The sequence below is a fragment of the Streptomyces sp. NPDC015171 genome (genome assembly GCF_043079545.1).
Taxonomy (GTDB): Bacteria; Actinomycetota; Actinomycetes; order Streptomycetales; family Streptomycetaceae; genus Streptomyces.
On sequence record NZ_JBIBUO010000020.1, the window covers coordinates 71,970 to 92,677 of the forward strand.

At 69.7% G+C, this 20,708-nt stretch carries 14 protein-coding genes and 4 pseudogenes; 9 read left to right on the plus strand and 9 right to left on the minus strand.

Going from position 1 to position 20,708, the window contains the following annotated elements; translation table 11 throughout:
* Positions 1–1,232: 1,232 nt before the first annotated feature.
* The 9 genes and pseudogenes from ACF073_RS35685 to ACF073_RS35725 form a co-directional block, all read left to right on the plus strand.
* Positions 1,233–2,264 (plus strand): bifunctional DNA primase/polymerase, encoded by a 1,032-nt coding sequence (locus tag ACF073_RS35685; RefSeq protein ID WP_392075668.1) that lies wholly within the window; start codon positions 1,233–1,235, stop codon positions 2,262–2,264.
* Positions 2,261–3,802 (plus strand): phage/plasmid primase, P4 family, encoded by a 1,542-nt coding sequence (locus tag ACF073_RS35690; RefSeq protein ID WP_392075640.1) that lies wholly within the window; start codon positions 2,261–2,263, stop codon positions 3,800–3,802. The genes ACF073_RS35685 and ACF073_RS35690 overlap by 4 nt, the downstream gene beginning before the upstream one ends.
* Positions 3,803–4,001: 199 nt before the next feature.
* Positions 4,002–4,379, plus strand: coding sequence for a DUF6009 family protein (locus ACF073_RS35695; protein WP_392075641.1), 378 nt, complete (start codon positions 4,002–4,004; stop codon positions 4,377–4,379).
* A 90-nt stretch (positions 4,380–4,469) separates the two neighbouring features.
* The gene (gene tap / locus ACF073_RS35700; protein ID WP_392075642.1) at positions 4,470–6,737 is read left to right on the plus strand and encodes a telomere-associated protein Tap; all 2,268 of its coding nucleotides are present in this window, start codon (positions 4,470–4,472) and stop codon (positions 6,735–6,737) included.
* 3 nt (positions 6,738–6,740) lie between these two features.
* Positions 6,741–7,298: a telomere-protecting terminal protein Tpg gene (gene tpg, locus ACF073_RS35705; protein WP_392075643.1), complete on the plus strand. Its 558-nt coding sequence runs from the start codon at positions 6,741–6,743 to the stop codon at positions 7,296–7,298.
* 656 nt (positions 7,299–7,954) lie between these two features.
* Positions 7,955–8,293, plus strand: coding sequence for a hypothetical protein (locus tag ACF073_RS35710; RefSeq protein ID WP_392075644.1), 339 nt, complete (start codon positions 7,955–7,957; stop codon positions 8,291–8,293).
* Between the two features lie 837 nt (positions 8,294–9,130).
* Positions 9,131–9,655 (plus strand): hypothetical protein, encoded by a 525-nt coding sequence (locus tag ACF073_RS35715; RefSeq protein ID WP_392075645.1) that lies wholly within the window; start codon positions 9,131–9,133, stop codon positions 9,653–9,655.
* A gap of 801 nt (positions 9,656–10,456) precedes the next feature.
* A pseudogene (locus ACF073_RS35720) lies at positions 10,457–10,630 on the plus strand (hypothetical protein); the annotation flags it as partial.
* Between the two features lie 46 nt (positions 10,631–10,676).
* A pseudogene (locus ACF073_RS35725) lies at positions 10,677–10,954 on the plus strand (IS5/IS1182 family transposase); the annotation flags it as partial.
* On the opposite strand, the pseudogene ACF073_RS35730 reads toward ACF073_RS35725, so the two are convergent.
* The 9 genes and pseudogenes from ACF073_RS35730 to ACF073_RS35770 form a co-directional block, all read right to left on the minus strand.
* A pseudogene (locus ACF073_RS35730) lies at positions 10,893–11,270 on the minus strand (hypothetical protein); the annotation flags it as partial. The pseudogenes ACF073_RS35725 and ACF073_RS35730 sit on opposite strands and share 62 nt — an antisense overlap.
* Positions 11,271–11,632: 362 nt before the next feature.
* Positions 11,633–12,871, minus strand: coding sequence for an MFS transporter (locus tag ACF073_RS35735; protein WP_392075646.1), 1,239 nt, complete (start codon positions 12,869–12,871; stop codon positions 11,633–11,635).
* A 20-nt stretch (positions 12,872–12,891) separates the two neighbouring features.
* Positions 12,892–13,335, minus strand: a complete 444-nt coding sequence (locus tag ACF073_RS35740; RefSeq protein ID WP_392075647.1) for a hypothetical protein — start codon at positions 13,333–13,335, stop codon at positions 12,892–12,894.
* A 512-nt stretch (positions 13,336–13,847) separates the two neighbouring features.
* Positions 13,848–14,506: pseudogene (locus tag ACF073_RS35745) on the minus strand (M15 family metallopeptidase).
* A complete protein-coding gene (locus ACF073_RS35750; RefSeq protein ID WP_392075648.1) occupies positions 14,503–14,988 on the minus strand; it encodes an NUDIX domain-containing protein in 486 nt (161 codons plus the stop codon). Before ACF073_RS35750 ends, ACF073_RS35745 begins: the two are co-directional and overlap by 4 nt.
* A complete protein-coding gene (locus ACF073_RS35755; protein ID WP_392075649.1) occupies positions 14,989–15,549 on the minus strand; it encodes a GNAT family N-acetyltransferase in 561 nt (186 codons plus the stop codon).
* Complete coding sequence (locus ACF073_RS35760; RefSeq protein WP_392075650.1) at positions 15,546–17,255, minus strand: phosphotransferase; 1,710 nt, start codon at positions 17,253–17,255, stop codon at positions 15,546–15,548. Before ACF073_RS35760 ends, ACF073_RS35755 begins: the two co-directional genes overlap by 4 nt.
* The gene (locus ACF073_RS35765) at positions 17,252–18,736 is read right to left on the minus strand and encodes an NUDIX domain-containing protein (protein ID WP_392075651.1); all 1,485 of its coding nucleotides are present in this window, start codon (positions 18,734–18,736) and stop codon (positions 17,252–17,254) included. Before ACF073_RS35765 ends, ACF073_RS35760 begins: the two co-directional genes overlap by 4 nt.
* 95 nt (positions 18,737–18,831) lie before the next feature.
* The gene (locus ACF073_RS35770) at positions 18,832–20,694 is read right to left on the minus strand and encodes an ABC transporter ATP-binding protein (RefSeq protein ID WP_392075669.1); all 1,863 of its coding nucleotides are present in this window, start codon (positions 20,692–20,694) and stop codon (positions 18,832–18,834) included.
* Positions 20,695–20,708 lie beyond the last annotated feature (14 nt).

Below are 20,708 nucleotides of genomic sequence, written 5' to 3' on the forward strand. Positions count from 1 at the left end.
AGCCGGGGTGGGCCGGGCTGGCCGGGCCAGCATTGGAGCAGGTAATGCTCGGTGATGGTGTCAGAGGCGAGGTCGCGGCCGCGGGCGTGGACGCGCAGCCGGTAGGGGCCGGGACCAGCCGCGGCGACCGAGGGCAGATCTTCTTCCAGATCGGTCATATGGATGGTGACGTCGCCTTACAGGTGTAGGAGCTGGCTGTTCAGAGCCAGACCAACTTCGGTGTTCTGCCCGGCGTTGGCCATCCGCCAGCTGTCCTTGCCCCGGCCGTTGCCGTTGGCGATCTCGCAGGCGTACCAAGCTACGGAGCGCTGGAGGGCAGCGCCCGGTCATCGGCATTGAACTGAGCCCAGGTAACAGCAATCAATCGCCGTAGGACCCGGTGACAGCGGACCTGTCACCTCGTGCCGGGCACGCTGCCGCTGGCACCGGCCGGGCTCAGGACGCGGCGCGCCTGATGCTCCAGGAGCCAGGGACCAGTCCCTGCGTGCAGGCTCTGGGAAACGACCGTCAGTCCCAAAGATGAGGGACCCACTTGAGTCCCTCATCGGTCCCTGAGTGTTCCCCCTGGTCAGAGGCTTAGCAGCACCTGTCATAGGGACTGAAGGGACTCAACTTCCCTATTATGACGAAGCTGTGATGGATTGCTCGTACGCGCCCGCGCATATGCACCCCCAACCTTGGTTGGCTCATAATTAGGAGTTTCAGTCCCTTGAGTCCCTTCCTCCCGGTGCATGGCGCCTCTGACCTGCACAAACATGCAGGGACTGAAGGGGAGTGAGCTGACAGCCCCCTTCAGTCCCTCAGTCCTCCGCCGGCCCTGCCCGACCGTCGGAGGCCGCAGTGCCCAGGCCGGGGAGGGTCCCGACGCACGCGCCCCGCCTCCGGGCAGGGACTCTGTGATCCCTGCCCGGAGGCGGCGTGAGGCACTAACGGTCCCTCTCAAAACCCCCATACATGCCCATCACGCCCGAAAACTTGCCCTCGCGTCCCCTACCGGAAGGGACTCAAGGGACTGGCGCAACTGATAGAACGGCACGCGGGCCAAGTACCAGGGCATCGGAAGTCTTTGCCTCTAGACTCTTCCCGGACTACAGTCCCTTCAGTCCCTAGAATGAGATCACCAAGGCCCGCGACCTGGCGTTTTCCCCTCAGGGACTGAACACGAGACGACGAGGACGATAAGCGTGCAGCCCGGTGAGACCCGCTCGCCTGCCGCCCCTGCCAGGGCAGCAATGCCGCACGCTGTGGCCCGCTGGTGCGCCGCCCAGGGCTGGCCCGTCCATCCGCTTGCCCCGGGACGCAAGACACCTGCGGCCAACTGCGCAGCCTGTAGGGACCGACACGACGCGAAGTCGTGCCCCTGCCTCCCCGCAGGGCGTCCCTGCCACGGCTTCCACTCGGCCACGACAGACGCGCGACGTATCGACGCTTGGTGGACAGCGACCCCGGCAGCGGGTGTAGGAATTGCCTGCGGCCCGGCCGACCTGGTCGTCATCGACGTGGACGCACACTCTGCTTCAGTCCCTGACCGCAGCCGCCTGCTGCCGGGCATCGCCATCCCGGACCCTGTGAACCTGACCGGACTGGCTTCGGGCTTCGACACCCTGGCCCTTCTGGCGGCGTACCGCCGCCAGCCGGATCCCTCTCAGGACGAGAGCACCCTGCGGGTCCGTACCCCGTCCGGTGGCCTGCACATCTGGTACCGCAATCCGCGTCCGGAGATCCGCCTGCGCTGTTCGACGGGGTCAAGCCGCAAGGTCGCCCTCGCTTGGCAGGTGGACGTACGAGCCGACGGCGGATACATCATCGCGCCCACCACGCGCACCAGCCAGGGCCGTTACGAGGCGCAAGGCCCCGCCCGGCTGCCGGCCCCGCTGCCGGACTGGCTGTACGCCGAACTCCTGCGAACGGGGCATGCTGTCGCACCCCTGCCCAAGAGCCGCACAGCCGCCCCTGCGCCGCAGCGGCGGCTCTCGCGGCGTCCTGCTGCCGCCAGCAGGGTCCTGGACCCGCTGCTCAGAGAGGTCGAGGAATGCGCCTCCGCGCCGGAAGGCACCTCCTTCACCGAGAAATTGAACCGCGCCGCCTACACCGCCGGCGGTCTTGCCGCCGCCGGACATGTGGAGCGGGAACTCGTCCGTGAGCAGCTGCTTCAGGCGGCCAACGCGGCAAGGCCGTGGCAGACAGGCCGCAACGAGCAGATCACCGATGACGCCCTGGCTGCAGGGGCCGCCCGACCGTTCCACCTCGAAGGACGTTCATGAGCAGCGCCGAGAGTATGCCCCGGTTCGACCCCCAGGCCGCCGCTCAGCAGATGCTCGACCTCCAGGAGGCCGAGCCGACGCTCCTGCTGCCCGCCCAGGCCCTGGCACCCGGTTCGCCCGCCCCGTCCGGAACCTGGGCGACGACTCCTCCCGCGATGCTGCCTCCCTCCCTCAGCGACCGCGGGAACGCCCGTCTGTTCGTCCAGCTCTACCGCGACCAGTTCCGCCACGTAGAGGGACTGGGCTGGTTCGCCTGGGACGGCTACCGCTGGAAGCGCTCCGGCGGGGAGAAGGCCGCGCTGTGGGCCGCCGGTGAGATGGCCGAAGACCTGCCTGATGTGGACCCCCGGAGCATCTTCAGCGACCGGGAACTCGCCCATCACAAGAGGAAGACCCTCTCCACTGCGGGGCTGAAGGCCCTCCTCACCCAGGCGAAAGCCTCTCCGCTGCTGTCCGTCGACCCGGACACGCTCGACGGCGACCCCTACGCCCTGTGCACTCCGGGCGGTGTCGTCGACCTCCAGACCGGTCAGCTGCGCAAAGCGGATCCCGCACGCGACTTCCACTCCCGGGCCACCAGCGTCGCCCCCCAGCCGATGGACACACCCCGCTGGCACACCTTCCTGGCCGACACCTTCGGCGACGACGCCGAAGGACGGGAGATGATCGACTTCCTGCACCTCCTGCTGGGCTACTCCATCACCGGCGACGTCGGCGCCCAGGTCCTGCCCTTCCTGCACGGTGAGGGAAAGAACGGCAAGTCCGTACTGCTCGACACCATGATCCAGATCCTGGGCGACTACGCGGACGCGGCCCCGCCCGGCTTCCTCATGGACCGCGGGGCCTTCTCCGAGCACTCCACCGAACTCACCGAACTGCACGGCCGCCGGCTGATCGTGTGCAGCGAGCTGAAGCCGAACGACAAGTTCGACGAGGCCCGCGTCCGCCTGCTCACCGGCGGCGACAAGATCAAGGCACGCCGGATGCGGCAGGACTACTTCTCCTTCACCCCGACCCACCACCTGTGGCTGCTCGGCAACCACCGCCCCGAGGTCTCCACGGGCGGCTTCGCGTTCTGGCGCCGCATCCGGCTGATCCCGTTCACCCGGATCGTCCCCGCCGAGCGGCGCATCGACAACCTCGCCTTCGAACTCGTCCGGGACGAGGGACCCGGCATCCTGCAGTGGCTCATCGAGGGCGCCCGCCGCTACCTCGCCACCCGCGACCCCCTCGAAGGACCCGACCGCGTCCGCATCGCCACCAGCGCCTACGCCACCACCGAGGACCACATCGGCCGTTTCCTGGCCGAGTGCTGCACCCGCCACACCGACACAGGCGCCGACCTCCGTGTGGAACAGGGCCTCCTCTACACCGAGTACACCGCCTGGTGCAACGCCGGCGAAGGCGTGCGCGCCGCCACCGCCCGGGTCTTCGCCACCCGGGTCCGCCAGGAACTGAACCTCGGCTCACCCGCGGACATGATCAAGTCCAACGGCCGCAAGTACTACCCGGGCATCGCCCTCCTGGAAGCCGAATGACCACGTCCGCCGCCGCGCGTACCGCACCACGCGCCCTACACCGCACCCCCCGGCCGCTCTACGATGAGTGCGGGGTCCCGTGCGCGGCGGCCTCTGCACAGCTCCCTGCCGCCCTCCGGTGCGCACGGCGAGAGACAACAGGCACACGCAAGGCCACGCCTCCCGCAGGCAGCCGGCCGACGAAGGAGGGGCTCCAGCCATGAGCTCGCTGTTGACCGCAGGCGACCTCGCCCACGAGCAGGAGGTGGTGTGGCTGGAGGACCCCGGACGCCTCGACTACGTCCGCCAGGCGCTGGACAAGACGAAGCGCCGCAACACCAAGCCCCCCTACGCCAGGGACGGGCGCATGGTCGGCTATGCGGTCCTCGATGCCGCCGCCGAGCCCGATCCGGACAGCGGCCTGTACAAGCGACGCGTCCTCTTCGTCCTCCCGCATGACCGCGACAGCCACCCCGACGGCGTCTACCGCGAAGGTGCCCCCGGCGAAGCCGTCGACCCGCGGACGATCGAACCCGGGAAGCCGGGCGCGAAGACCCCTCGTTCCCAGCACGGTCCGGCCGCCATAACACCGGCGTGACTCCGCCGCCCATGCCGAGTGATCCATGAGCGATTGAATGCGCGTTCCAGCAGGTGGTCGGTGATACGTTGGTCATCGGAGGTGAACTCTGTGACCACCGAGGACCAGCTGTTCAGTGCTGTCGACGCGCTACTGGAGCAAGTCGCCCAGGACGATCTGCCGGCCCCCGCCGAGCGAAAGAGGCTCCGGGAAGCAGCAGGACTGAGCCAGGACCAGGTCGCCAGAGTCCTCCAGACCCGCCGTGAGGCAGTAGGGAACTGGGAGTCGGGCAAGACCGAGCCGCGCCCGCCGAAGCGCGCCGCCTACACCCGGCTGCTCGAGGGCCTTGCCGCTCGCTTCCCTTCCCCGGAAACGCCGCCTGAAGTGCTTCCGGAAGTGCTCCCGGCGGCCGCGCAGCGAGGCGTGCCGGCCCCGGCGGCGGCACCCGAGGTGCCCGCCGGCCCTGAGCCCGCCCCCACCGCCCAGGACACCGCAGCGACGGCGGCCCCCGCTGCCCCGGCTCGTCCCGCCCCTTCCGTCCGGGCGGCCTCGCCGTCTCGCCGTCCGGCCGCACAGCCGGCAGCGAGGACGGCGGACAGGACGGCAGGGGGAGCGGAGAAGAAGCCCGCCGGTCCGGTGGCGGCCGCGGACCCGCGGTTCGAGAACGGCCCGCTCGCCGTGCTCGGTATCGAGGACGGCAAGATGCTCGCGTACTGCGTCGGCGGGCTCATCCTGGATGTACCCGCGAAGTCCCTCCCCGCACTGGTCGAGTGGACGCTTGCCGAGGCAAGGCTCGGGCAGCCCCGACTGCACCGCAACGGCCGTGACGCCGACCCCCTTCTCGTCCTCACCCCCGCCGTGCTGGAGCGCTGCGGTCTTCCGGCCGTCCTGCCGGAGGCGGAGCAGCGCGCCGGAAGGCTCCCGGACAGCCACAAGGTGGTCAAGCAGCTCGCCCGTGCCGACTGGAAGCTGACCCAGCGCGGACTCGGCCCCTGGGCGAGGATCTACCGCCCGGCCGACGGAGCCAGGCGTAAATGCGTCCAACTGTGCGTCCCTTCGTGGAACGCCCTGGACGCCCGTGAGTGGGACAGAAGAAATGACCCGCAGATCCCGGCCATGCACCCGGCGGACCTGGCCAGGTACCTGGGCACCTACGCGGAGCGGGTGATGACACCGCGCGGCACCACGGCCGTCACCGGCCTGGAACTGATGACCGCCCTGCGTCCGCCCACCCGCGCGGAGAAGGACGAGCAAAGCGGCGAATTCAAGCAGGCGTTCAACGCCGACGCGCTCACCGCCGTCTACGACGTGGTGGAGTGCGAGGTCCCGGACGAGCACCCGATGCTGAAGGGCCGGTTCGCCCGGCACCACCTGCGGACCGCGGCCGAGATGCTGATGGAGGAGCCGTACGACTGGTGCCGGCCGCTGACCGACGAAGAGTGCATGCGGCCGTACCTTGTCGCGGTCGACGTCAACATGGCGTTCGCCGCAGCCGCGAACGGGCTCACGGTCGGTCTGAACGGACCGACTCACCTCACCGGCAACCCGAGGTTCGACCCGGCACTGCCCGGCTCGTGGCTGGTCGATCTCTCCCACGTCGACCTCTCGCGTGTGGACGTCGACGGCCGCACCGTCGACGGCGACCGGCTGCCCTCGCCCTTCACCCCGAAGGGAGACCGGCCCGAAGGCCCGGCCTGGTACGCCACCCCCACGGTGGCCTACGCGGTGGAACTCGGCTTCGAGGTCGCGCCGGTCGAGGCGTACGTGCGCACCCGGACGGGCCGCTACCTGGATCCCTGGTACAAGCGGCTGCGCGACGCGTACGTGGCGACGATGGCTGACCTCGGTGTCACCACCGGCATGTCCGGTCAGGAGTTCCTGGACGCGATGAACCGCTCCAAGCAGGTCGACCCGACGATGGCGCTGCTGGTCAACGCCGTCAAGTCGACGGCGAAGGGCGGTATCGGCAAACTGCGCCAGCGCAGCCGGGGCCAAGTGCCGTACTACGAGCCTTGGCCGGCCCTCGCCAGGGAGACGTGGCGCCCCGACATCCGGGCGGCAGTCCTGGCGAACGTACGGGTCGGTATGCACCGCAAGCTGATGAAGACCGCTGCCGCGGCCGGCCTCTACCCGGTCGCGATCGGCACCGACGCCATCGTCTACCCCTCGCCCGGGCCGAGCCCGCTCGACCTGCTACCGCTGACACCGCAGGGCAAGCCCGTGCCCGGAACCTTCCGCCTGGGTGTCTCGCCCGGGATGGTCAAGCACCAGGGCACCGAGACCGTGCTGTGGGCCGAGCAGCAGTTCGAGGAACAGGGGGGCGTGTTCAACATCGCCAACCTCATCAAGACCGACCAGACGGCGGGCGCGGGGGAGTAGGCCATGACGGATTCTGTCGGCGACAGCCTGGACCGCGCTCTGGAGAGCGCGTTCACCCGCCCTATCCCCAAGAGTGCCCAAGCGCAGATGAAGTACCTGGTCAAGCAGCTCAAGGGGACCAGACCGGTCGCGGAGCTGCTCGGGGTCACCCAGCGGACCGTCGAGCGGTACGTCGTCGGCAAGCTCAAACGGCCCCGCCAGGAACTCCGTGACCGTATGGAGCGTGAGGTCAAGAAGCGGTGGCAGCCGCAGATCCGGGCGAGGGCCCGGAAGAAGGCGGAGTCCACAGACGGCCTGGTCGTCGCGACGCGGGCCCGCTTCGGATTCACCGCGGCTCCGGGGACGACGGACGACGCCCGCGTCCGCGACATCACTCAGGCTCTCCCTCCCGCATACGCGGACCGCCTGTTCACCGCCCGTGAACGCGGCGCCACCGAGCAGCAGCTCCAGCGGATCGCGGCCGAGGGCCTGGCGGAGATGTACTTCCGCGCCAGCAACACCCGCGCCCACGGTCTCGGGGTGGAGTTCACCGACGTGCAGCAGATCGAGATCTCGCTGTAGCCCGGTCATCGGGGACCGCCGCGCCCCCACGCCACAGGTTGTCGTGCCGCTACGTCGTAGCCCAACGCAGGACGATCACGGTTGCGTCGTCGCGGTGGCAGCCCGAACAGCCTGTTGCGGGGGCACGTTGCCTTCTTCAGCCAGTCGGCCAGCTCCTGCTTGCCAGCCTCGTCCCGGTCCGTCTCGGCCCACGCCCTGCGGCCGTTTCCGGTGACCGCATCGACGCGGAACGTGCGGGCGGCGCCGTCGGCGGCGGCCACCTCGGGCGTCCACCGGGGCGGGTCGGCCGGCCCCTTGTGGCTGATCGGGACCAGTTCGGACTGCGGCCACGGGAGTTTGCGCCTTCTTCACCGTTCACAGGGCGACGCACGCCCCTTTCCAGGTCGCGGAGGCATGCCTGACGGCGCCAGTTCGTCCAGGGTGACGCCCAGGACACGGCGTCGAAGGGCGCGTGCGCGAGCACCGTCGTACGACGACACCTGTGACCTGGCCTCCAGCAGACAGGAAGCGACGAAATGGGCTCGCGGGCTGACGCTACGCGGTGCCTACGGCCGGAAGCCCTCTGGCCGGAACGGCACTTCTGTGAGTGCCGGCCGCGGCTTAGATGAGTACGTGTACTCATGTCGTCGCCTGATCGTTGGCCGCAGGCTCGGCAGGTGAACACCCCTCGGAGCATCAAACACCGCGATCTGGCTGACTGGCCGGTCTGGCGGTACCTGGCCCTGTTCTCCTGGAGTTGCACGGCAGCGATCACGTTCGGTCCCAGCCTCCTCCTCGCCGTGCTGTCCGCTGCCTGGGCACAGCCTCTGGCGCTGGTGATCCCGTCGGCGAAGGTGACGCTGATCCAGGTCGGCCTCGCTGCGGCCGTGCTGACCCCGCTCTACTTCGCTCCCGGTGTCCGCCGCCTCGCACGCTCCGCCCGCTGCGCGCTGCTGGGCCTGCTGGCGGCGGCCATCGTTCTGGGGGTGTTCGTGTTCAGCGGTCCTGACGTCTGACAGGAGACGCCCTTGAGGCGGTGTCACCCGGTCATGCGGTCGAGCAGGTGGCCAGGAGCACGAGCGAGAGGCGGAGCTCGTCGCCACCATCGTCCTTGAGTGGGCCTCGGTACTGAACCGGATCACGCCGCCGCAGTCAACGGAACCATCTATACGGCGAGTCAAAGCCGCGCTGGGCGACCGACAGGGGTAGCTGTGATCATCTTGTCTTAGCTGTCGTTTTCTCCCGGTGTTCCATCTCAGAATTGGTTGTCTAATGGCTTCTCTCAGATCGCGCCAAGAGATGATTGCTTCGCCGTTGAAGCGGCGGCCCACCCCTGTCTCGCGTCGCGATGACCTAGGTGTGCGGCGAAGGGATCTTTCTGGCGGGCAGTGGTCCGTGCTGGAGCCGTCGTTGCCGGTCGCGGTGTTGGGGCGGCCGCCCGTTGGCCGGCGGAAGCGGATCCTGGAGAAGATGAAAGGCGTCAATATCATTTGAAGAAAGGCTAGTTGTCCGCACACTGCCTAGGACTGCGCCCGCGTACACGAAGGAAGATCGCCCGCCAGGGTGCCGCTCCAGACGGCCCGGTCCACCGTGGTGGGGCCGACCGCGCCGGGGCGACCCCTGACCGTTGGCAGCGCGGTCGCCAGATAGGTGCTCAGAGCCTCAGAGGGGTCATGAGGACTATCCGGGCACTCTGGCCTTTTTGAGTATGAGACTGAGTACGGCGACGGTGTCGTCGGCCCGGGTGACGGTGTTCGGATGGCTTCATGAGGCTTACTCCTTCCGCCGCTCCCGCGGCGTCCGCTTTCCGCCGCCGGTTCAGGGCCACGGGGGTGTCCGTTGCCGGGGCCGTCGTGGTGTTCCTGCTCGTGGGGTCCGTCACGGGTTGCACCGCCGTGGCGGGTGGTCCCATCCGTTCCGAGGCACAGTTTCTGGAGCACGTACGCGACATGCAGGCCGCCGGCGAGGACACAGTTCGCTTCCTGGGATCGGATCCGGATTCCGTGATCCTGGGAAAGTCCACGGCCAGCGCATCCTGCGTGGACGACCTCGGTGTCGACCGAGATGACACCCGCCGGGATCAGCCATCCGTCTCTTGGGCCCCGGATGTCAAGGACGGCGACGCCGGGTATCGCGCGGCGGTTGCCAACCTTCGCAGGCAGTGGTCCGAGCGGGGATGGAAGGTGACGACGGAGCCGGGGACCGACCCGGGCAGCGGCAATGGGACCGGTCTGCCAGAGATCCACACGACTGACGACCACGGTGTCGCGCTGTCGCTGAGCCCCGGCCGACGTGCTGGCGAGGGACTGGTCGTCGCCGACGCCGGATGCGTCCGCCACGAGGGCTACTGGGACGCCGACGCCTGGAGCAGTTCCTGATGGGCCGACCACTCCATGTGGAGGCCTTGCTGTCAGCTGCGGCGGGTTGTACCGGAAGCAGCTCACAGTCCGGTAAGTAGGTGTTTTTGATCCCTGGCCGAGAGGTGGGTACGGCTGGATGATCTGAGTTGTGGGGGTTGGTGGGACGACTCGGCGGTACTGCCGGGAGTGCGGTGATCCGCTGCCGCGGACGATGGGGACGGAGGCGGTGTTCTGCTCGGGTCGGTGCAGGTCACACGGCAGTGGCGCAGGCTTCAGCGAACCCGTCAGCGGGTGGCCGCGAGGCAGCGGGGTGAGCGGACGGAGTGCCCGGTGTGCGGGCGGTCGTGGACGGTGGGGGTGGAGCGGTCGAGGGCGGCGGTGTACTGCTCGGACCGTTGCCGGGTGCGGGCCTGCCGTCAGCGGCGGGCGTCGCGGAACGGCGTTACGGAAACGCTGTAGCCGAACGCCTCGCGGGCTCCTCGAACACCCCAAGTTTTGCAGGGTAGTTCGGAGTCAGGCCCGTGCGCTTCGAGCGCCCCTGGCTCACACCCTGCCCCGGCGTGTCGCGCCCGTCACGGCGGATGGTGACCGGGGCCGGCGCCCCTTTGACCGGTCACGTCGTGGTGACCGGGACGGATCCGGGCGAGGGCGGTGGTCATTATGACCGACGTGGCCGACCGGATCGGGAACGTCACCCGGCAGCGTTACGAACAGCTCGTCACCCGGGCGAATGAGTTGATCGCGCAGGTCGCAAGGGCGCAGTTTGCTTTCGGTGACATGGCGTGGGAGATCGAGCCGATGAGGTCGGTGGGCGGGTCGATGCCGAACGGCACGGACGACCTGTTCACGGTGACGGAGTCGTTGCAGCTGTTCGCGGATGACATAGGCGTCGAACGTCGGACGGTGGAGGACTGGCGCTACACAGCCAATCGGTGGCCCGAGGGGCGCCGAAAGGAGGGTGTGTCGTTCACCGTTCACCGCATCCTCGCGTCGGTCGCGGACGAGGACGAGCGGTGGGCGGCGATCGAGGACGCGCCGTGTCGACTGGGCCCGCGACCGCCTCTGGCTCACCCTGCGCATCGTCTCCCGGCCCAAGGGCACCAAGGGCTTCGTCGTCCTGCCCCGCCGCTGGAAAGTCGACGCACGATCGGCTGGTGCATGAACGCCCGCCGCAATGCACGCGACTACGAACGGCTGCCCCAACACTCCGAAGCCCACCTGAACTGGGCACTCATCACCAGGATGACCAGGCGCCTCACCCGAAAAGGCCCCCGCACCAGCCAGTGGACCAAGAAACCTCCGGCAGCCCGCGCCTGATCAATCCGATGTCGCACGGTCCTCGGACGGGGTGGCAGATGCTGACGGGATGGCGAAGAAACCCAGTGCGGCGAGGACCGACCGCCACGCTCGCTGCGAGGGCCAAGGCACCTGGAAGGGACCAGGTCGCCATGGGCCCGGCAACCGCCGCCCCCAGGGCGAATCCGGTGATCTTCAAGCTGGCGCCTGTGGTGAAGATCTGGCCGCGCAGGGGTTCTGGAGCCTCCCGGTGACGGATGGCGGACAAGGCGGCCAGTTGGGGACCTTCACCGGCCCCCGCTATGAGTACGGCCACGATCAGCACCACAGGGGAGCCATGGAGAGGGATCCCGGACAGCCGGGAAGCTTCGCGCTGGCCGTGGCCATGACGTCCCGGGTGCCTTCCCTGAAGATCTCCCGGGCCGTCGCCCCGGGCTCAGGACACATGTGCTGAGTCCAGCGTTCGGCCAGGTATTCGGTCAACCGTTGAACGGCCCGCGCCGCCGGAACCGCGCGACGGCGGCACCAGTCGAACAGCGCGCGGGCCTCTTCCCCCGCGAGCAGCACGGTGTGTGTCGCGCGGTCCGCGAGCCTTGCGATCGGTCTCTGAGCGGTGGTCCGGGGGAAGGACCAGCTGCCATCCGGTCTGTGAGGCCCCTTCTGCGCTGTCCGCGTGTTCCGCGACTGAGACAGAGCTGTTCACGACGCTTCCTCCTGCTGCATGGTGGCGTTTCGCAGCGGAGCGGATGCCAGGGCCATCAAGCCCGCGCCGGCCAGCACGGCCGCGCACACCACCGCTGTGGTGAAGGCATCAACAGCATCGGCCAGTTGGCCGAGAAGGTTCAGGGTAACCACCAGGACCAGGCTCTGCACCAAGGTGATGAGCGACTGAACCCGGGCGAGGTGAGTATCCGGGCTGGCTCCCAGCATCAGCGGGCCGAGATGAGTGACGAACAGGCCCAGACCGAGGCCGAACACGGTGGCCGCCCCCACGGCGATCGGGGCCTGCTCGGTCAGTGCGAGCACCCAGATGCCGAGGCCCATGGGAACCGCGCTCAGGGCTGCGATAAGGCCCGGAAGACGAAGGGCGCCTCGGCGCGCCACGAGCAGGGCCACGACGAGGGCACCTAGCGCCTGGCCGCCCAGAACCACGCCGGCGGCCTGTGCGCCCCAGCGGTTCTCCCGTGCGAGGAGAGGGACAAGGAGGGACCCGACGGGGATGGCAAAGCCTGCGACTGCGCCGGTCAGCATCAGCGCAGGGCGGAGCACCGGGTGACGCAGCGAAAAGGTCACACCCTGGCCGGCTTGACGCAGCAGGCTCGCACGCTGAGCGGGCAGGGGCACCTCGAAGCGAGGGCGAATGAGCACGGCAACGATCACAGCGAACGCGAATGTCAGGCCGTCGAAGAGAGCTGCGCCGACGAGGCCACCGGTCGACACCAAGGCACCGCCCAGCGAGCCCCCGACCAGCGAGATCATCTGGCTGCCCGTCTGGCTGAGACCGACGGCACGGTCAAGACCGTTCGGGTCAACCATTCGTCGCGGCATCGAGCCCGACACCGGGAGGTAAAAGGCGTCGATGGTCCCCATCACCACTCCGGCACCCAGCAGCAACCACAGGGTGGATCCTTGTGTGGCCGCTGTGAGCCCCACGACTATGGTCATGGCAAGCATCAGAGAGTCACCGATGATCAAGATGCGCCGGGGAGAGAACCGGTCTGCGACTGCCCCTCCGATGAGAAGGAACAGGGTTCGCGGAAGGGCAACGGCAGTGAGCACGAGCCCTCCTGCGCCGCCCCCATGCGCGGTTGCCGCCCAGCCGAGGGCGAAATACATGGCGGCGTCCCCTAGCTGGGACGTGAACGCTCCGCTGAGCCAGAGGAGATACGTTCGCGGCAGCTTTACGCGCGCCGTTATGTGATCATCAGCAATGGTCATGAAAGATCACAATATGGTGCTTACACCTCTGTGTCTGCGAGATGACCTCCGGTCTCCTCGCGCTCCTCTCGGCTGACGCCCTGGGTGACGCCGAGGTGCGCGAAAACGCGACGACGCAGCAACTCGTACTGTTCACGGCACCGGCCGGGTGGACCCGCCGGCCGCATCACAGTCGTGCCGGGGCCGATGACCTCGCTCGGCACGAACTGCTCCCTCGTCAGGTCGATCTCAAGGTCGCCGAAACGATTCCACCAGTGATAATCGGCGAACTCCCCCCTGACACGCACCTCTCCGTACACCAGATCGCCGCCGAGGAGATCGTTCACGACCATGGCGGTCACACCGCATTGGCCGCGCGCCGGATTGTCCGGGCGCCAACTGCTCACGTCCTCGGGGGCGCACGTGTCGGCGCCCCAACTGGATCGCAGAGCCTTTTCAATGTCGGACAGCGCGATCGGGTTCATGATCGAGAGTGTAGCCAGGGGCACAAGTGGCCACTGTTCGCTGCTTCATGAAGGTGCGAATGTCGAGGGCTGATCCCGTCTCGGCGGGGACTCGATCGATCAGGTCGGGGCGCCACCCGAGGACTACGTAGCGAGGACGCCTACATCCGAAGTCTGGCGTGCACCTATCGTTCCAGCTGCGCCGCCCGCCGAACATGGGGTGTGATGTCAACCACACGATCGCGCAGGGGGTAGGGACACGATGGATCACCGCAGCGACACACACGGCGGGTTCCGGCTTCACGTGAAGCGACACGACCTGCGTGAGACACGGTGTCTGCCGACACAACCGGTCCCGCAGCCCACGTCGAGCGCGCGGCCGCCCTCGGGCGCCGGTGCGTGCTCGACGAGCAAGGTCTTCTCCTCGGTCCCGAGCCGCCGGAAACCTCGCCCCTGGGTGTAGTGCTCGGACCAGTCGGCCCGGGTGATTCCCACAGATCGCCCCTAGTTCGTGAAAGGCAGGCTGGTCGGTTTCAGGGCAGTTCGACGGGGCCGTAGAAGGCGGCCGGCTGTTGGGTCTGCAGCGCCCAGTACCGGTCGCCGAACGACCAGTGCCACCACTCCGTGCCGTAGTTGATCAACCCGGCGGTGAACAGCGCGGCGCCCAGGGTGGCCCGGTTCGTGCGGGCCCGGGCGCTCAGGTTGGGGGCGTCGGTGTAGCAGGCGCCGGAAGATTCCTCCGGCGACGCATTCACCCGGGTACCCATGTCCAGTTCGCGGCCCCGATGGTCGACGAGCGTCACGTCGGCGGCCGCGCCGGCGGAGTGCGGCGCGATCTCCGGAGGCGATACGAAGCGGCTGGCGGTCTCCCGGATCGCAGCGGCCTGCCAGTCCGGATGGGCGCGCGCGAGCTCGTCGGAGTACTCCTCGAAGTACCGGCGCTGCAGGGGGACGGGGGGCGGTAGCCCTCGATGAACAGCAACCGCACACCGCCGGGGAGCAGCGTTTGCGCCTGCTGGAGCCGCGTGAGCACGCCCCGGCGGACGTGGGTCCAGGCGCCCGCAGCGTCCTGCTTGCGGTCGTCCACCATCAGGCCGTGCACCCGGGCGTCGAGGAGGGCCTCGCCGTACTCCTGGACGGGGATCGCGGCGACTCGCCGGTCGGACATCAAGACGATGCCGCTGTTGGTCATGCGTTCCCCCAGGTGTCGACGTATGCGGCCACGCCGGTGCGGCGGGCTTCCTCCACGGCGCGCAGCCGCACGAAATCACGGGCCGGCATCAATGCCTCCCACTCGGCCAGGGGCAGGACGCGGACCTCGTCGTGCTCGCGCGGATTGAGCGTGATGCCCCGGATCTGTTCGGCGGTGAGACGACCGCCGTCGAAGATCAGCTGCAGCGTGCTGTACGGACGCTGTGCCCGGGGCTGTCCGAACACGGTGGCCAGCAGCCGGGGCGGACCCGCGGCGGTTATGCCGGTCTCTTCCCGGCACTCGCGCACCACCGCGTCCCAGGGCCGCTCGCCAAGATCCATCGCGCCGCCGATCATGTGCCAGGGGTGGCCGGGGGAGTAGACGGAGTGCAGCTGGAGCGGCCGGTCGCCCTCGTCGGTGACGTAGAGGCACACGTACGCGGCCGCCCGGGGCAGGGCGTCGGCGTACTGCTGCGGCGGCAACTACGTCGAATCCGGCTGCGCAACGGGTACGGCACCCGCACGTCGACGGTGGCGGGTCATCCGCATCAGCGCCGGATTGCCGCTGAAGCCGAGCTCCCGGTACAGGGGAGCGGCCTCCGGGCTGGTGTGCAGCTCGAACAGCGTGACGTCCTCGACGTCGGCCAGGTGGTCGAGGAGCGCGGATACGACGGCTCGGGCGTAACCGCGGCGCCGGAACTCGGGCTGGGTAGCGACGATTTGCACGCGGGCGGCCCGGCCCCGGGGATAGGCCGGGGCCGGGAGCACCGGGTGGATCAGGCCGAGAGCGCAGGCGGCCATCGTGCCGTCCGGGGCGTCGATCACGAAGGCTCGGGCGTCTCCCTCTGGCATGAGCCGTGGCGCCAGCTCGTCTGTGCACTGCCGGACCCAGTCCTCGGTGAACGGTGCGGACAGGACATGTTCGGAGCGCATCCGGGTGATGGCTTGGGCGTCAGTGGGGGTTGCCGCGCGGACCGGCGGCCGTCCGGCGGCGTCGCGCGGCTCGGCCGCGGCAGTAGCAGTGGGTGCCGAGTCGGCGTTCACGTCGCATCTCCTGTCGATGAGAGGGCGGCACAGTGCTCGGCGCGCAGGCGGGCCAGGGTCCGCTGGCCGCGTTCGACCAGTTCGGGGTCACCGTGGGCGGCGCCGTACGAGATCCCGCTCACGGAATCCAGAGCTGCGTCGATGAGGAGGCGGGCCTGTTCGGCGGCGGTCAGGGACCTGCCGTACCCGGACAGGAACGCCTCGAACAGGTCGGGGCGACCGGCCCAGGCGTCGGAAAGGCGGACCAGATCCCGTACGGCCGGTCCCGGCTCACTGCGCTCGAGGTCGATCACCGCCACGAAGACGTCGGGATCGTCCAGGCCGGTCGCGGCGTCGGGGGTGTAGAGGATGTTGCGGAGCTGGAAATCTCCGTGGGTCTCCACCCACTCCAGCGGTGGCAGGTTCTCGGCCTGCCGGACGAGCTCGCGGACTAACTCCTCGTCCCCCGGGAGCAGATGAGACCGTGCCCCGGCCAGGTGCCGGTCGGCCTTGTCGACGGCCGGGCCGCTGCCGGTAGGCGCGGGCCGTGGGGGAGCTGCCTGGTGGATGCGGCGCGCCAGCGTGCCGATCCGGTGGAAGACCGCCCTCTCCCGGTCCGGGGCAAGAACGGTGCCGTGCAGCGGGCGGCCCGGTACCGCGGTGAGGACCACCGCCCGCAGGGTCTCGTCGGCGGCGACCAGCCGCGGCGCGGCCGCCCCCAGCTCTGGCGCCCACGTCCGTAGCCCCCGTACTTCCCGGCCGTGGAAACGCTGGTTCTTTACCGACCATCGAGACGTCCAGTTCGTCTGTGACCTGCGTCGGAGCGTCGCGTGGCTGTCCGGGACGTTGTCCGGGGCCACCCCGGTGTCAGACCCTGGCCTTACGTTGTCCCGATGATTCACGATGCGCTTGATCCACGGGTAGTAGAGGCCGCAGCCGCCGACGTCCGGCTGGCGAGGGGGGAGTTTGACGGCGCTGGCCAGTGGCTGGCCACCGCCCGCCAGGGGCCCTCGGAGCCGCTTGCCGCAGAGGTGTGGGTCTTCGATGAGGATCTCGCTCGGGTACTGCTTGTTCATCACCGTTGGCGGGGTTTGGTCCCACTCCCTGTTCGCCCGAGCCGCAACCGATCTGCGGCCGGAAACCCAGGTCGGCCAGCGGACCGCTGCCGCGTCGGTGAGATGCCGGTCCCGGTCGAGGGTGACCACTCCACGGTCGCCGCAGATCTCGCACGCGACCGCGGCGGTCACCCCCGCACCGGTGCCGACGTCCAGCACCCGCTGCCCGGGACACAGTTCAAGCTCCTCCAGCAGGGAGGCGGTCAGGCCCATCACCGTCGACATCGACGTGATCGAAGCTCCCGAGCGCGACCCGCCGGCCCGGCTTAGCAGCGGTTCCCCGTCGTGCTGGACGAGCACACTGCCCCTGCCGTACAGCAGCCTGAGCAACTCGGGGCGGTCCTGCGGCGCTGACCAGTCCAGCAGATCCCACCGCGGCGGATCCTCGCCCTGCGCGCTGCGTTGCACGTACGCCTGTGGCATCAGGACCTCGCGCGGCAGTGCCAGCAGCGCGTCGCGCACCGGTCCGGACCGCAGCCCGTGCCTCGCCTCCAGCTCAGCCACCATCGCCCTGCGCGCGGCAGCCGGGTCCACCGCGCCCGAGAGCGGGTCGCTGTCGCCCGGTCCGGGCGCCCGGCCGGGGGTCGCCGGGCTCGTGTCCAGGGTCGTCATCGCCTGTCCCACCCCCGCTGCGAGTACAGGCGCCCGGCGAGCACGCCTTCGATCGCCTGGCGGGTGTAGGGCACGACGGCGTCCGGGAGATTCTTCGGGTTCCAGAACCGCCACTCGACGCACCGGTCGGGCTCCCGGACGGTCGGCGTGCCGGACCAGGTGCGGGCCCGGAAGATCAGGCCGATCCGGGGGCGGGCGGACGGTGAGTCAACGAGGTGGACGAGGTGTACGAGTTCGACGTCGTCCGGCTCGATGACCAGCCCGGCCTCCTCCTCGGCTTCCCTGATCAGGCAGCTGACCGCCTCCTCGCGCTCGCAGTGCCCGGCCAGGAAGTGCCACGTGTTGCCCGCGTACGCCGAGTCGGGGTGGCGCAGGCCGAGGAGGATCCGGCCGTGGGAGTCCTCCAGGTAGAGGTGGACACCGACGATGTGGAGCTCGGTGCCCTGCGGCGCCTCGCCTTGCAGCAGCCGGGTCGGGGGCGGCGGGCTGCCGGCGGGGGGATGCTCGGCGGCGTGCCGGCGGATGAGGTCACCCAGGCCGGGGCTCAGGTTCAGCCGCCCGAGCATGTCCGGGGCGAACCACCGCAGCAGCACGCCCTCTTGCAGGTCCACCGTCTCCGGCTCGCCGCTCCAGCGGGCCTGGAAGACCTGGATCGGCACCGCGAGGCCGTCAACGCTCGTCGCCTCTTCCAGCGCGTAGGGCGCCAGATGCTCCACCTCCAGCCCTGGTGCTTCCTCGGCAAGTTCCCGCCGCAGGGTCACCTCCAGGCTGACGTCGTCCCGCGTGCGGCCGCCGCCCAGGAGCGCGAACGTGCCGGGGGCCCAGATGCCTTCACGCTGGTCGCGCAGGTGGAGGAGGTATCTGCCGTGGCCGTCGTGGATCAGCGCGGAGGCGTTGACGGGCTCCGGCCTCCCGTCGAGACCCCGCGCGCGGGCGTCCAGGAGCTTGGCGCGCAACGTCGAGGAGCGGACGTCGGCGAACTCGAGCCAGCAAGCACCGGCGATCTCCTCGTCCTGCAAGGCGAGCCGGGGGTGCTGCTCGGGCACGAGGTAGAAGACGAAGTGGAAGTCGAAGTGCTGGTGGGCGCCTTCGCCCTTGGCTGGGTTGGGGCCGATGTCGTGGACGTCGATGTCGATCGGGGCGCCGAGGAACTGCGGGGTGAGACAGAGGTCGCCCGGCCGCAGGCCGGTCTCCTCGCACACTTCCCGCAGCGCCGCGGCCAGCAGCGTCCGGTCCTTCTCAATGTGGCCTTCCGGGTTGAGGAGTAGCCCTGTGCTCCGGTGGCCGATGTGCAGCACGCGCTGTTCACGGTCGATGACCGCCGCGCTGCACGTGACGTGACCGGGGAGCGTCGCGCGGTCGGCCGGGTCGTCGGCGCCGCCCAGGAGGGACAGCAGGCCGGCGAGGGAGTCCCGCTCGTGCGGATGCCGGGCCAGGTACGCCTCGGCGGTCGTGCGGATGTAGGAGCGGGTGAGCGGCACGTCATCACCTCGGGACGGCGGAAGAAGGGCGGAGAGGTCCGCGGCGGTGGGGGTGGTCGCTTCGGCGGGGCGCCCGGGAGTGGCGCGGGGGCGGCTCACGCGGGGGTCTCGTGCTTGTCACCGTCCGGCTCAGACGTGATCTGGTAGGACAGCAACTGCTGGAAGAGACCGGACTGTTGGGAGAGCTGGGCGTAGGTGCCCTCCTGGACGATCTTGCCTTCGTCGAGGACCACGATGCGGTCGGCGATGGCGACGTTCGTGATGCGGTGGGTCACCAGCAGCACCGCCCGGTCCCGCGCGAGGGTCCGCAGCCGCTGGAAGATGCGGAATTCGGCGCGGGGGTCGAGGTTGGCCGTCGGCTCGTCGAGGACCAGCAGACCGGCAGGGCGGAAGAACGCCCTGGCCAGAGCGATGCGCTGCCACTGGCCGCCGCTCAGTTCCTCCCCGTTGAGCCACTCGCGGGCCAGAAGTGTGTCCAGGCCGGCCCCGAGCCTGTCGACGACCTCGTCGGCGTCGGCCGCCTCGCACGCCTCGCGGACCGCTTGGTCGCCGCGCGCGGTGGGCTGGCCCTGGGTGACGTTCTCGCGCACGGTCAGCGGCCAGTGCGCGTAGTCCTGCGGCACGAGGGCGACCTGCTTCCACAGGGCCTGCGGGTCGGCATCGCCGGTGGGGACGCCGTCCCACAGAACCTGCCCGTCGGTGGGCAGGTACAGGCCGCTGACCAGCTTCGACAGCGTCGATTTGCCCGAGCCGTTGAAGCCCACAAGCGCGGTGACCTCGCCGCGGCGCAGGGTGAGGGAGACGCCGGACAGGGCGTCGCGGTCCTTGCCGGCGTAGCGGTGGGTGACTGCCTTGACCTCGATCGTCTCCGGGGCCGTGGGGTGGTGCGGGCCGCGGCGCATGCGGAAGCCGCCGGCCTTGTCGAGGAAGCCGGTCCAGTCGTCCATGTACAGCCCGGTCCGCACCGCGCGGGCGCCGACGGCCACCAGGCCGCGGACCGACATACCGACGGTCTGCAGGGCGAAGACCGCCGTGCCGGCATGGCCGACGCTGATCCGGCCCGTCGCAAGCAGCCACACGACCGCCGCCCACACCACGGCCGACCCCAGGCCCCCGCACATCGCGCCGACCAGGGACATCCGGGCGCCCTGGTCGGCCGCAGCCCGGTCCTCGCGGTTGATCCGGGCGACGGTGCTGCGGTAGCGGCCGGAGAGGAAGTCGGCCATGGTGCCAGCGCGGATCTGGTCGGCGGCGTCCTTGGTGTAGATGTGCCAGCGCAGCACGGACAGCATCCGGTTGTCGCCGTTGCTGCGGAGGTTCGCCAGGTAGCGGACGCGCGCGGCGCTGACCTGGGCAACGGCCTGCGGGAGGCTGGCGGTGACGAGCAGGGGGAGAAGCACCCAGTGCACGCCGGCCAGGACGATGGCTCCGGCGAGGAAGGCGGCAGCCGAGGCGATCAGGTCCTGGCCCTCGTTGATCAGGTCGCCGGTGACCTGGGCGCCGCGATCGGCGGCCTCGCGGTCGCGGTTGAAGTCGGGGTCGTCGTACGCGCACAGCTCGACCTCGGCGCAGCCGGTGAGCAGCATCTGCTCGGCCTCGCGGGACATCAGCGGCCCCAGCCGGGAGGAGAGCCAGTTGACGGTGATGCCGAGGAGCGCGCGCACGCCGGCGGCCCCGGCGAGCAGGGCGACGGAGGGCCACGCCTGAAGGAGCCGGTGGTAGACGTCTCCGTCGCGCAGCAGGGCGGTCAGGGTGCCGGCGATGGCGACCAGGCCCAGCGCCTGCATCACGCCGGTGACCAGTTGGCACAGCAGGAGGCCGACGGTCGCCCGCCGGTCGACGCGCCAGGCCAGGGCCAGCGAGCGGCGGACCAACTGCGGCAGGCGGCGGGCCATGTCCCGCATCCGGATCGAGCGGCCGGCCGCCTCGCGGCTGCCGGTCAGGTCGACATACCGCATCTGCCCCTCGGGCG